This window comes from Synechococcus sp. O70.2, assembly GCF_047462135.1.
In the GTDB taxonomy this organism is placed as follows: Bacteria; Cyanobacteriota; Cyanobacteriia; order Thermostichales; family Thermostichaceae; genus Thermostichus.
Map to the genome: position 1 here is coordinate 479358 of NZ_JANSIS010000001.1, position 13053 is coordinate 492410.

Sequence of the window (13053 nt, forward strand, 5' to 3'; positions counted from 1 at the left end):
GGGATCCTCAGCAACTGGGGATCCCTTTGCTCTTTTTGCAAGGCACCTCGAACCTGGAAGAATCTGATAGACTCAGGCGGGCATCTGGTTGCTGTCCTTTGGGTATCTATGCTGGCTAGCTGGCTGCAAATTTCAGGGATCCCTCTAGCCGTAGTCGGCCCGGTGAAAAACCCGGTGCTGGTATTCCTCATCATCCTGACGATCATGCTGGTGGCCCCGCTGCTGTTTGAGCGACTGCGCCTGCCGGGGATCATCGGCCTGATCTTGTCCGGGTTGGTGGTGGGGCCCTACGGCTTGGGGATCCTGCAGCGGGACGAGACCATCGTCTTGTTGGGCACGGTAGGGCTGTTGTTTCTCATGTTCATGGCCGGGCTGGAGACCAGCCTGGAGGATTTAAAGCTCAACGCCGGCAAGGCTAGCATCTTCGGGGCGTTTACCTTCCTGTTGCCCATGCTCATTGGCACAGCAGCCATGCTGGCCATTGGGTATGACTTCCTGGCGGCGGTGCTGGTGGCCTCCTGCTTTGCCTCTCATACCCTGATTGGGCTGCCCATTGTCTCCAAGCTGGGGTTGATGCGCCTGCAAACGGTAACGGCAACCCTGGGGGGTACCCTGATCACGAATGTCCTGGCCTTGTTGGTGCTGGCGGTGGTGGTGCGCGCCCATCAAGGGGAGCTGACGCCGCAATTTTGGCTGACGTTGATCCCTTCCATTGCCCTCTACACGTTTGCCACCCTGTGGGGGGTGCCTAAGCTGGGCAGTTGGTTCTTTCAACGCTTTGGTCACGACGAGGGAGCAGAGTTTACTTTCGTGATCGCCACTTTGTTTGTGGTGGCCTACGGAGCGGGGTTGATCGGCATTGAGCCGGTGGTGGGAGCCTTTCTGGCCGGGACGGCCATTACCCCCATCATCCCGCCTCTCAGCCCCCTGATGAACCGGATCCGGTTTATCGGCAACACCCTGTTTGTGCCTTTTTTCTTGATCTCGGTGGGGATGCTGATCAATCCCGGCATTCTCTTGGGAGAGCCGCGCTCGCTGCTGGTGGGAGGGGTGATGATCGCAGCGGAGGTGGTGAGCAAGTTTTTGGCGGCTTGGATCCCGGCGCAACTGTTTGGCTGGCGCTTGGCCAGCGCTATGGTCATGTTTGGCCTGTCGATGGCCCAGGCGGCGGCTACCCTAGCGGCGATCACGGTGGCTTTCAACGTGAAATTGGTGGATGAGCTGACGGTGAACGGCACCATCGCCATGATCCTGGTTACCTGCATTGCCTCGCCTTGGATTGTGGCCCGCTGGGGGCAGCAGCTCCAGCCTAGGGAGGTGGCATCAGAAGCCAGCGACTTGCCTAGGCCAGCCTGGGGATCCCGCGTCCTGGTGCCGGTAGTCAACCCCGAGACTGAGAGCAACCTGCTGCGGTTGGCTCTGATTCTGGCCAAGAAAGAAGGGGGAACACTGCTGCCGCTGCATGTTTTGTCTGACCGTGCTGGGATCTCGCCAGCAGCCCTGGCCCGGCAAGAGCAGTTGTTGTCCTTTGCCGAGTCCCTAGCCCACAGCGCTGCAGCGCGGGTGGAAGCCATTCGCCGGGTGGATGACTCGGTGGAAAAGGGAATCGTCCGCTCGGCCCTGGAGCGGCAGGCGACCTTGGTGATCCTGGGCTGGAAGGGCTACTCCACCTACGCGGAAAACTTCTTCGGCAGCACCATTGACGCCGTGGTGCGGCAGGTGGAGATCCCGGTGCTAATCGCGCGCTTCCCTGTTCCGCTCGAGACGACGCGGCGCATCCTTTTGGCAGCCCCAGAGTTGGAAGTGTCTCCTGGATCCCTGCAGCAGACGATTGGGCTGGCGCAGACGCTGGCTGGGGAGTTGAAAGCGGCGCTGCAGCTTCTCTTAGTGCAAACCCGACCGCTGCGGGAGCGCTCTCCGGGCCCGAGGGCGGCAAGCTATGCCCATCTGCCGGTACAGCGGGTGCAGGGGGGGTTGGTGGCCGAGGTGCTCAAAGCCCTGCAGCCGGGGGATATGTTGGTGGGAGTGCTCAGCGAAGCCCGCAGCCGCTTTCGCCTAAGCCGCGAGCCGGAGATCATCGCCCGCCATCGTCCCGACCTCCCCATGATCGTGGTGCATCTGCCTGCTGCCCACCCGCCGCGTTTGCAGGAGAGTGTTCTGGCGGCAGGAGACTCCACTTGGTACTAGGGCTAGTGAGACTGGCTCAAACGGCAGCCCGCTTCCCCTGCTAGACTGAGAAATCGCGATCAACACCCACCCTCGCCGAGGAAAGACGTCGCTAGCGCCGGGCGGAACCTATGGTTGCCTATTTGCTGGAAGTTGGCTGTGAGGAGCTGCCAGCTAGTTTTGTGGATTCGGCCCTAGAGCAGTGGAGGACGGGGATCCCGGCCTCTTTGGCAGAAGCCCATCTGCAGGCCGAGCAGATGCAGCTTTTCGGCACGCCGCGGCGCCTGGCAGTTCTGCTGCAGGGGCTGCCCACCCAACAGCCGGATCGCCTTCTGGAGGTGAAGGGGCCGCCAGTTCAGGTGGCCTACCAAGACGGCCGGCTTACCCCTGCCGGGGAAAAGTTTGCCCAGAAACAGGGGGTGGATCCCACTAGCCTAGAGATCCGGCAGGTGGGGAAGGGCTCCTTTGTCTTTGCCGTGCAGCGGGTGCAGGGACGTCCAACAGCAGCGGTGCTCCAGGAATTGGCGCCCACCTGGATCACCTCCTTGAGCGGCAAGCGGATGATGCGCTGGGGCTACGGGGAGTTCAAGTTTCCCCGCCCCATCCGCTGGCTGGTCTCCCTCTGGGACGATCAGGTGCTGCCTCTGCTCTGGCCTACCCCTGACGGCAATCCTCCGTCGGGCTTAGTGGCTGGTCGGGTAAGCCGTGGTCACCGCGTCTTGGGATCCCCGCAGGTCGTCTTGGAGCGGGCCGAGAGCTACGTTCAGCAGATGCAAGCAGCAGGGGTAAACCCCGACCCGGCAGCGCGGGCAGCGCACATCCAGGCGGAGGTGACCCGGCTAGCCAAGCAGGTGAACGGGCAGGCCCAGATCCCCTCTGCTCTGCTGCAGGAGGTGGTGCAGTTGGTGGAGTGGCCAACGGCAGTTCTGGGGCGCTTTGAGCCGGAGTTTTTGCGCTTGCCCCCTGCGGTCATTGAAACGGTGATGATTGCCCACCAGCGCTACTTTCCCGTGCGGGATGGGCGGGATCCCGGAAAACTGCTGCCCTACTTCATCACCATCTCCAACGGCGACCCCCGGCAAGCGGAGCGGATTGCGGCAGGCAACAGCCGTGTGGTGCGGGCCCGCTTGGCCGATGCCCGCTTTTTCTACGAGGAGGATCGCCGCCTCCCCTTGGCCCAGCGGGTGGAACGTCTCCAGGCGGTTACCTTTGCCGAGGGGCTGGGATCGATGCGCGACAAGGTAGAGCGCATCCGCCACATCAGCCGCCTCATTGCCACTGCCTTGAACTTGGATCCCCAAGAGCAGGCCTTGGTGGATCGCACGGCTTACCTGTGCAAGGCAGATTTGGTTACCCAAATGGTGTACGAGTTCCCAGAGCTGCAGGGGATCATGGGCGCCGAGTACGCCCGCCAGGACGGCGAGCCTGAAGCCGTGGCCGAGGGGATCGAGCAGCACTACTGGCCTTTGGGGGCAGGGGAGGCTCTGCCCACCTCTTTGACCGGGCGGGTCGTGGGCTGGGCAGATCGCCTAGACACCCTGGTGGGCATGTTCCACCTGGGGCAGATCCCTACGGGCTCTTCGGATCGCTTTGCCCTGCGGCGGGCTGCCAACAGCCTGGTATTGATTGCCTGGGAGGCTGACTGGAGGTTGGATGTCAATGAGCTCCTGCGCCAGGTGGTGCGGGACTACGCGGCGGGAGACGAAAGGACCTTAAAGGCCTTGCAGGAGTTTCTGGCCCAGCGGCTGCAAATCCTTCTGCAGGAGGAAAAGCGAATTGACTACGACTTGGTCAGAGCCGTGGTCGGGGATCCCGAGTCTGTCCACGGCAAGGAGCCCCAGAAAGCGGAACTGACCTTGCGGGCTTTGAGCAACCTGCCTCTCACCCTGCTGCGGGCCGAGTACCTGCAGCATCTGCGAGCGACTGGAGAGTTGGCAGATCTCTACCCCACCCTCAACCGCTGCGCCCGCCTGGCCACCCAAGGGAATTTGGACTACGCCGTGCTGGATCCGGCGGCTGCAGTGAATCCTAGGCTGTTTCAGGAGACGGCAGAGCAGGAGCTGTACGAAGCCTGTCAAAGAGTTTACTGGCTGGGCGTGGGGCCAGCCTGCCAAGGAGACTTTACCCCACTGGTGGGGAGCCTACAGGCAGCAGCCCCTGCAGTGGATCGTTTCTTCGAGGCGGTTTTGGTCATGGATCCGGATCCCAGCCTGCGAGCCAACCGGCTGAACCTGTTGGGGATATTGCGCAACCAGTCTCGCCTGCTGGGAGATATGGGGGCTGTGGTCATGGCCGGGGAAGCGGCGCCAGAGAAGAGCCGCTAGCTGCCGGCTGGCTATCCCAGTAACTAAGCGTAGGCGAGGGAGTAGAACAAGACTAGGCAAGAAAGCGTAAGCATTGCTGCAAGGCCCGCTGCACTGAGCCCAGGTAGCCCTCTCCAAACAAGTTGAGATGGTTGAGCCAGTGGTAGAGCTGGTAGAGGGGCTTGCGGTGAGGATACCCCTCGTCCAGGGGATAGGCCTCTTGATAGGCCCGGTAGAACTCCGCCGGGAAGCCGCCAAAAAGCTCAGTCATCGCCAGATCCGTCTCCCGATCCCCGTAGTAGGTGGCTGGGTCAAAAATGACCGGCGAGCCATCGGGCAAGGCGCCGTAGTTGCCGCCCCAGAGATCCCCGTGTAGCAGAGACGGGACGGGCCGGTAGTTGCGAAAGAAAGTCTCTAGCTCCGCCATTACCCGCTCGGCTTGCGTCACCCAGGCGCCGCGGTAACCCCGCTGACAAGCCAGCTTGACCTGGTAGAGCAGTCGCTGTTCTCGGTAGAAGTCCACCCAGTTCTGCCGCCAACTGTTGATCTGCGGCGTCGAACCAATGGTGTTGTTGCGATCCCAGCCGTAGTTGCCGTTGGGGGAGAGCGTGCGGTGCAACTGGGCCAACTGGGATCCCAGCAAACTTCCCGTTTGGGGGCGGGGCGAACTCAGCTCCAGGTATTCCAGCACCAGGTAAGCCTGCCCATCAAAGGATCCCCAGGCAATCGGCTGTGGCACCCGCACGGCATTGGCCGCCGCCAAGGTTTGCAGGCCCGCTGCCTCTGCTGCAAACATCTCCAGCGCTCTTTCTCCTCCCCCCGCCACCTTGACAAAGTAGTCCCGTCTTTCCTGGCCAGAAGAAGCCTGAAGCACACAGGAAAGCTGGTAGGCGGCGTTGATGCTGCCCCCGCCCAGGGGACGGTAGTGTAGAGGATGCAAGGGATCCCCTGTGGCTTCAGAGAGGTGCTGGGCAACGGCCTGCCAAAAGTTCTGCATCAATACTGGGCTAGCTGGGCTAGTTAGATGAACTATCGGTGTCAGTCCGGCAACCGACCCAGCTACCAGCGTAGCAAAGCTGCCTGCCGCGTCCATTTCTCGCTTGGGTGATAACCTCCGCCGCCTTTCTGGCCGCCTGGCGAGAGCCCAGAAGCTGCTATTCTCCTTCTACCGCTGCCTCAGCATCCAAAAAGTCGAGTTCAATGGCTTGGGATCCCCCCACTGCCAACAGCTCCAGCAGGGATCCCAGCCGCCACCAGATCAGTCCTGCTGTGCTGAAGACAAGGATCCCGCCGACCAAGGCCGCCAAAGCCAGAGATAGGCCAAAAACGTGTAAACAGGCAGCTACAAAGCCAAAGGCAAACAGATTGCAGAGGGTGTAGCTGAGGATGATCCCCGGCGTGCGGTAGCGGATCTGCCCCTGGCCCTCTCGGTTCTGCTGCCAAAGGGCTACCTGGTATTCCAACTTGTCTTTAAAGATGATGCCGAAAATAATAGCAAAGAAGCTGAGCAGGGCAATGGCCGAGTAGATAGGGGGGTTGACAAGGCTACGGGAAAACTCGCCGCTGAGGTAGAGGGACTCCATAAGACTTAGCTGACCCAACTCCCCCTAGCTTAACATTTCTTAGCATCTTCTGCTGGGACAACCACCTGGGGCATCAGTTGCTCAACCAATAGGAGCAGCGTGTTGGCCACAGAAGCCGGCTCTTGAGCATTTAAGGTCGTGTGGGGAATTGAGCCGTCTTGGTTGTTCAGGATCAGCAAAATGTCTTCCGGATCCCAGGCATGGGGGTGATCGACGTGGGTGATCCCAATAACTGAGGGAGCACGGGTTCTGGACCTCATAAAGGCTTGAATGGCCTGGGCATTGCGAAACTGGCCAGGCAGGTGGGCAGGCACCAGAAGAACGTAGCCATGAGCGCGCTGGATTAAAATATCCCACATAAAGCCAAAGCGGGCCTGGCCGGGCGTGCCGTAGAGATGCAGCCACATCTCTTCTTCCTCTTCGCCAATTCTCAGGCGGCCAAAGTCCATGCTGACCGTTGTGCTTTGCTTTAGCTCTGCCACCTCATCGGTGGCCTTGCAATCGGTATCGACCACCTCTATCTCGCTGATGGTGCGAATAAAGGTGGACTTTCCAGCGCCCACGGGCCCGGTGACAACAATGCGGAGAATATTGTCCATAGTGAGCTTCCCCCCACGAAAGACCAGCTCGCTCAAACCCAATTGGTTAGGAAGAAGCTAAACTGCTAGCTCCGGTAGCGATCAAGCGTTTAAACAAGGCCTCGCTCATACCCGTTTCCTGTTGCACAGCGTTGTAGGCCACCTCAAGGTAGGCTTGCTCAATAGAGGAAGCTCAAGGCTGGTGCGCCAGAAGTAGCTGTCCGGCTGAGGCAAGTTTTCTTCCCGACGTTCGTTGACCCTGCTTCAGCTGCTGCAGCCCTTCCAAAACTACGGCCGAAGCCTCCTTGCTTAAGCCAGTCATCTCCTGATAGGGCAACGGTACGTTGGGTAAGAAGCTGAACTGGCCCGCTTCCAAGGCAAAGAGGCAGTAGAGCCCCACTTGCAGTTGATGGCGAAAGAGCTTGACCAAATCTACAGGGGAGATCAACCCTTGCTGCTGCAGGCAACGCCCCAGAGGTTCCTCCAGACCCCTGGCAACCAACTGGCTAAGCACCTGGCTGTCCACTAGCCTAGAGCCAGTCAGCAGGTTTTCCAAGCGATGCTTTTCTTCAGGGGGCAAAGCGGCAATCACCCGGCCTTGATAAAGCCAGATGCGGTAGATACCATTGGGCGCCCAGACAGACAATTGCCCCGATTTCTTACCCTTCTCCATCAAATGCAATAGGTCGCTCAGGGAGAATTCCTGAAGATCCCCTAGCATTGCCATACTTTTACTCCCCTTGCCCCTCTAGGATCAGTTTCTCCAGTATTTTCATGGATCTTGCCCTGTTAGGCAAAAAACCAAAGAGTGCTCTCATGGGCTAGTCTGGACTTAATCATAAGCCCAGGTTGCAAAAGGTTAAAGATGATGCATTTTTTAGTCAGAGTTAGTCGAACTTGCTAAATTTTCCTAACTTGTATGCAGCAGTTGCTATGTCAGCAGCTCGGTAAAAACTCGGAAGATTAACAAATATTTAACAATCAATGTTCGGTTGTTCGCAGCCTCTAACACTTTTTAGCTGTAGCTACTCGAAAATTCACGGGGCACAAATGTTCTCCTCAAGAGAATCGAATTGAGGGTTACACTGAGGGAGCTCAAGGCCATGAGACCCCCAGCCATTGCCGGGCTCAGGCCAATGCCAAAGGCGGGCAGGAGCACCCCTGCTGCCAGCGGGATCCCCAGCAGGTTGTAGCCAATAGCCCAGAGGAGGTTTTGCTGGAGCTTGTGAAAGGTGGCGCGGCTGAGACGGATGGCTTCCACGACGTCCCAGAGGCGGTTGCGCATGAGGATGATATCGGCAGTCTCCAGGGCGGCAGCAGTAGCAGAGTGCAGGGCAATGCCCACATCGGCCTGGGCTAAAGCTGGTGCATCGTTGATGCCATCGCCCACCATGGCAACTCTCTGGCCCTGGGCCTGCAGATCTCGGATGACTTGAGCCTTGTCGGCTGGCTGCACCTCGGCGATGACGCGGATCCCTGGCACCTGCAAGGCTTGGGCCACCTGGTGAGCCACCTCGGCTCGATCCCCAGTCAGTAAGACCACCTGTAGGCCCATTTTCTGGAGCTGTTGCAGCGTTGCCTGGGCATCAGGCCGCAAGGGATCCTGGGCCGCCAGCAGCCCTGCCAGGGATCCCTCTACAGCCACGCCCACCACCGTTTTGCCAGCTTGCAGCAACACCTCGGCTTGGGCCTGCGCTGGAGGGGAAATCGGGATCCCCAGGGTAGCCAGCCCCTCGAGGGAGGCCAAGATAACCTGCTTTCCTTCCACCCGCGCCGAGGCTCCCACTCCCGCCTGGGTGTAAAACTCGTCGGCAGAAAGCAGGGGCAGTCCTTGCTCGCGGGCGGCTCCCAGGATGGCTTGGGCTAGAGGATGGCAAGTGCCGCTTTCCACGGTGGCCGCCAGCTGCAGCAGCCGAGCCGGATCCAGGGAGGGGTCGAGGGCAAGGCAATCCGTCAGGTGCGGATCCCCCTGGGTGAGGGTGCCGGTTTTGTCGAAGACGACTGTTTGCAAGCGGTGAGTCTTCTCCAGGACGTCGCCGCCGCGGATGAGCAGTCCCCGCTCCGCTCCCAGGCCGGTGCCTACCAGAATGGCTGTCGGCGTGGCCAATCCCAACGCACAGGGGCAGGCCACCACCAGCACCGAGATAGCCAGCTTAAGGCTGAGGAGCAGGGGAGTTGAAGGAGGGGGGTGACCCCCCAGGTGCAGGTAGGAGTGGAGGCCAACTCCCATCAGGATCTCGCTTCCCCAAAGAGGGATCCCGATCCAGTACCAGAAGGCGAAGATGAGAAAGGCTAGCGCCACTACGGCGTAGGTGAAGTAACCGGCCACCCGGTCGGCCAGGCCCTGGATGGGGGCCTTGCGGGCTTGGGCTTCCTCCACTAGCCGGATAATCTGAGCCAGGATGGTGTCTTTCCCAGTGCGCGTAGACCGACACAGCAGCACTCCCGATTGGTTGACCGTCCCGGCCACAACCGGATCCCCTGGCTGTTTGAGCACGGGTAGGGATTCCCCGGTGAGCATGCCCTCGTTGACCATGGCCTGGCCGGCAATAACCTCCCCATCCACCGGGATCTGTTCGCCAGCGCGCACCTGCAGCCAATCCCCTACCTGGACTTGTTCAATGGGGCACCATTCTCCCTCCTGGGATACCCAGTCGGATCCCAGCCCTTTCTGGGCTCGCAGCCGGCGAGCTGAGGTGGGACACAGGCTCACCAAAGCCTGCAAACTGCTAGCAGCCCGCAGACGGCTCTGCTGTTCCAGCGCCCGTCCCAGCAAGATGAAGCTGAGCAGCATCACCGGCTCGTCGAAGAAGCACTCCCAACCCACCTGCGGGGCCAACAGCCCCACCAAACTGGCCAGGTAGGCGGATCCGGATCCCAGGGTAACTAGCGTGTTCATGTTGGGAGCTAGCCGCCGCGCCGCCCGCCAGCCGTCCAGGACAATGCCCCGAGCTGGGCCAAGAAAAGTCAACGTCGCCAACCCCCAGTGCAGCCAGACGTCGTTGAGAACGGGCAAGCCCAAACGGGTGAACAGATCCAGGTGGCCAGCGGCAGAGACCAGCAGCAAAAAAGCGGCGGCGAGGGCCTGGCGAATTTGGTCTTGGGTTTGCCGCCGCTGCCGGGCCAGGGGATCCGCGGGCGCGTCCAGGGCCTTTTCGCCCGCTGCCAAGGGGGCCTGATTTTGGGGAAAAGTGCTGGGAAACCCCGCCTCTGTCAAGATCCGGGCCAGCTGTTCTGGGTCAGGCTGGATCCCGGGGGCAAATTCCACAAGGGCCGACTCGGTAACCAAGTTAACCCTGGCCTTGACCACTCCAGGCTGGCTTAGGAGCAGCTGCTCAACGGTCCGGACGCAGCCAGCACAACTCATCCCCCCTACTTGGAGCAGCAGGGATCCGTTCCCAGCCAATTCTGAGGGCCTATCCTCCACAGCGGGCTTGGCTGGCTGGGTTTCTTCCCCAGGGTGCGGCGCCTCTGCAGGGGCCATTACGGGGACTCCCTCGACCTCGCTTTTTGGCGCCATCGGCAAAATCAGGAATGAGGGGTACTCTCCCCATCCTAACGCTGGGATCCCCGCCACTACCCCCTTTGAACTCGCCGCTCAAACTCCTCGCGGGTGGCATCCACCAGTTGCACTGCCTCTGGATAGAGATTGGGGTGGTTTTGCTTGAGCCAACTCAGGAGGCGCGCCAACTGGGCTGTGCAGAGATCCAGATCGGCCTGAAAAATCACCGCCGCCGCCATGTGCTGGGCATACTCAGGCGGGTGGCCTCTTTGGGTTAGCTCTGCAGTCAGGGCAGCCAGAGCCTGCTGACGAATCGAGGGCAAGGGGCCTTCGGGGGTGGACATGGGCAAGATCCCCTAGTCGGCGGAATAGCGGCGCAGGGCCAGGGTCACGTTGTGCCCCCCAAATCCGAAGGCGTTGACCAAGGCCACGTCAACAGCCATCTGCCGCGCCTTATGGGGGACAAAGTCCAGCCCTTCGCACTCGGGGTCGGGGTTATCCAAGTTGAGGGTGGGGGGAACCCAGCCGTGGTAGATGGCTAGGGCCGTCGCTACGGTGGCAATGCCGCCTGATCCCCCCAACAGGTGGCCGGTCATGGACTTGGTGGCGCTGATGGCTAGGCGAGGGGCATGCTCACCAAAAACTGCCCTGATGGCCTGCACCTCGGCAACATCCCCCACAGGCGTGCCGGTGGCATGGGCGTTGATGTGCTGCACCTGGTCAGGCTGGATCCCGGCATCTTTAAGGGCTAGCCGCATCGCACGGGCGGCACCTTCGCCAGCGGGGGCGGGGTTGGTGATGTGGTGGGCGTCGCAGGTGAGGCCGTAGCCGACGATCTCGGCATAGATCTTGGCGCCGCGGGCGCGAGCATGCTCCAGCTCCTCCAGCAGCAGGATCCCTGCCCCTTCCCCCATGACAAAGCCATCCCGATCCCGGTCAAAGGGCCGGCAGGCCTGCTCCGGGGCGTGGTTGCGGGTGGAAAGAGCTTTCATGGCGCTAAACCCGGCCACCGACAGAGGGGTTACGGCTGCCTCCGTACCCCCCGCAATCACAGCCTGTACCTCTCCCCGCTGCAGGAGCCGGAAGGCATCACCAATGGCGTTGGAGCCGGAAGCACAGGCTGTTACAGTACAGAAATTGGGCCCCTTGGCGCCAAAGTGAATGGCCACGTGGCCTGCTGCCATATTGGCAATCATCATCGGCACCATAAAGGGGCTGCAGCGATCTGGCCCTTTCTGGAGATAAATGGTCTGCTGCTCTTCCAAGACCCGGATGCCGCCGATGCCGCTACCCAGCACCACCCCCACCTGCTCAGCATTGAGATGGGTAATCCGAAATTGGGCATCCTCTAGAGCCTGCTGAGTGGCAGCCAACGCCAGGTGGACAAAGCGGTCAGTGCGCTTGACATCCTTGCGATCTAGGTAGTCGAGGGGATCAAACCCCTTCACCTCCCCAGCAATGCGGCACTCGTGGCGGGAGGCGTCGAAGTGGGTAATTGGCCCAATGCCAGAGCGCCCTGCCAGCAAGCCCTGCCAAAACTCAGCAGGAGAATTGCCAAGCGGGGTTATTGCCCCCAGCCCCGTGATGACGACGCGACGCTTGGAGGGGAGTGGAACGGACATAGGAGCAAGGGCAGGATCTGTAGACAACGCTAAATCAGGGGAAGGCCCCCATCCTCCCGCAGGTTATGCAGCTTTCTTCTTGGAGAGGATGTAGTTGACGGCATCCTGCACAGTGGCAATGCCCTGAGCGTCCTCATCGGGGATCTCTAGATCGAACTCCTCCTCGAAGGCCATGACCAGCTCGACCGTGTCGAGGCTGTCAGCCCCTAGGTCGTTCTGGAAATTGGCTTCCAGGGTTACTTTGTCGTCTTCCACTCCCAGCTGCTCGGACACAATCTTGCGAACACGCTGGTAAACTTCCTCGGCGCTCATGCTTGGAACCCTAGAGTCTCTTAGCTATGGCTATCGAAGCACCCCCTATTGTATCGGAGAAAGGTTCTCCTCTTACGGAGCTCTACCCGCTTTTTTGGCCGCAGAGGGGGGAGGTGGCTTTTCCGGTTCCAGAAAGAGCAGCTAGGATAGTCAACTGCACCTCAAGTTGGATGCTCAAGGAGAACCTGCTTCCATGCCGCGCGCTTACGAAACGATGCTGATTGTGCGCCCCGACCTCTCGGAGGAACCCCTCGCCCAACTCCTTAGCGAACAGGAGTCTCTCTTGCGAGAAAACGGGGCAACTGAGCTAGAAATTACCAACCGTGGCAAGCGCCGCTTCGCCGGGTTTGAGATGAAGAAGTTTAAGGAAGGACTGTACATCCAGGTCAACTACAAGGCCGAGCCGAAGACAGTGGCCACCTGGGAGAAGAATCTGCGCATCAACGAGAACGTCCTGCGCTACATGACCCTGCGCCTGGATTGAGTCGACAGAATCCCGGCCAGAGCACAGACTAGAAATATAAGGCCCTAGCAAACTTCCCGTGGCTTTGTTATGAACTCGATTGTTTTGATGGGGGAGGTAGCGAGCGAGCCAGAGCTGCGCTACACACCTGACAACTTGGCAGTTGCCTCTTTGCTCTTGCGCTTCCCCAGCTTGCGCCCAGAGGAGCCGCCCTACCAGGTGCGGGTTTCCTCTTTTGGGGAGCTGGCCCAGCGGGTGGTGGATACCTGTCGGGTGGGGGATCAGATCACGGTAGAGGGTCAGCTGCACATGAATGTGGTGGAGCGAGATGGACGAAAGGAAAAGCTGGCGGAGATTACTGCCCGCCGCATTCATCAACTCAGCTCTGCTCGCGTTCTCTCCCTCACTGAGATGGGCGAGGCAAGCGGGGAGCCTGGGGAAGAAGATGCCGCCCCTCCGCTCAACCCAGACGAGGTTCCGTTCTAGCCCTAGGGATCTCCTACTTGGCTAGGTAAGGGGGTTTA

Annotated in this window: 12 protein-coding genes; 4 read left to right on the forward strand and 8 right to left on the reverse strand. The window is 60.4% G+C overall.

Features of this window, described 5'->3' with window-relative positions:
- Positions 1-108: 108 nt before the first annotated feature.
- Both NW812_RS02250 and glyS read left to right on the forward strand, forming a co-directional pair.
- Positions 109-2187: a cation:proton antiporter gene (locus tag NW812_RS02250; protein WP_414393649.1), complete on the forward strand. Its 2079-nt coding sequence runs from the start codon at positions 109-111 to the stop codon at positions 2185-2187.
- 110 nt (positions 2188-2297) lie between these two features.
- On the forward strand, positions 2298-4490 hold the full coding sequence (gene glyS / locus NW812_RS02255) for a glycine--tRNA ligase subunit beta (RefSeq protein WP_414393651.1): 2193 nt from the start codon (positions 2298-2300) through the stop codon (positions 4488-4490).
- A 52-nt stretch (positions 4491-4542) separates the two neighbouring features.
- Here the strand turns inward: glyS and NW812_RS02260 are convergent, their stop codons facing one another.
- The 8 genes from NW812_RS02260 to NW812_RS02295 all read right to left on the reverse strand — a co-directional run bounded on the left by NW812_RS02260 (position 4543) and on the right by NW812_RS02295 (position 12066).
- Positions 4543-5466 carry a fructosamine kinase family protein gene (locus NW812_RS02260; protein ID WP_414393655.1) on the reverse strand — a complete coding sequence of 308 codons (924 nt, stop codon included), beginning with the start codon at positions 5464-5466 and terminating at the stop codon, positions 4543-4545.
- A 157-nt stretch (positions 5467-5623) separates the two neighbouring features.
- On the reverse strand, positions 5624-6052 hold the full coding sequence (locus NW812_RS02265) for a hypothetical protein (protein WP_414393658.1): 429 nt from the start codon (positions 6050-6052) through the stop codon (positions 5624-5626).
- Positions 6053-6081: 29 nt separating this feature from the next.
- Positions 6082-6651: a GTP-binding protein gene (locus tag NW812_RS02270; RefSeq protein WP_414393660.1), complete on the reverse strand. Its 570-nt coding sequence runs from the start codon at positions 6649-6651 to the stop codon at positions 6082-6084.
- A gap of 172 nt (positions 6652-6823) precedes the next feature.
- Complete coding sequence (locus NW812_RS02275; protein WP_414393663.1) at positions 6824-7357, reverse strand: DUF4388 domain-containing protein; 534 nt, start codon at positions 7355-7357, stop codon at positions 6824-6826.
- A 288-nt stretch (positions 7358-7645) separates the two neighbouring features.
- Positions 7646-10114, reverse strand: coding sequence for a heavy metal translocating P-type ATPase (locus NW812_RS02280; protein ID WP_414393666.1), 2469 nt, complete (start codon positions 10112-10114; stop codon positions 7646-7648).
- A 92-nt stretch (positions 10115-10206) separates the two neighbouring features.
- Positions 10207-10476, reverse strand: a complete 270-nt coding sequence (locus tag NW812_RS02285; protein WP_414393669.1) for a hypothetical protein — start codon at positions 10474-10476, stop codon at positions 10207-10209.
- A 12-nt stretch (positions 10477-10488) separates the two neighbouring features.
- Positions 10489-11754, reverse strand: a complete 1266-nt coding sequence (fabF, locus tag NW812_RS02290) for a beta-ketoacyl-ACP synthase II (protein ID WP_414393671.1) — start codon at positions 11752-11754, stop codon at positions 10489-10491.
- Positions 11755-11817: 63 nt separating this feature from the next.
- Positions 11818-12066, reverse strand: a complete 249-nt coding sequence (locus NW812_RS02295) for an acyl carrier protein (protein WP_414393674.1) — start codon at positions 12064-12066, stop codon at positions 11818-11820.
- 193 nt (positions 12067-12259) lie between these two features.
- Here NW812_RS02295 and rpsF point away from each other — a divergent pair, with 193 nt between their 5' ends.
- Together rpsF and NW812_RS02305 are read left to right on the forward strand one after the other, a co-directional pair.
- Complete coding sequence (gene rpsF / locus NW812_RS02300; protein ID WP_414393677.1) at positions 12260-12550, forward strand: 30S ribosomal protein S6; 291 nt, start codon at positions 12260-12262, stop codon at positions 12548-12550.
- A 69-nt stretch (positions 12551-12619) separates the two neighbouring features.
- Entirely contained in the window at positions 12620-13015 is a 396-nt protein-coding gene (locus tag NW812_RS02305) for a single-stranded DNA-binding protein (RefSeq protein WP_414393678.1), read from the forward strand.
- Positions 13016-13053 lie beyond the last annotated feature (38 nt).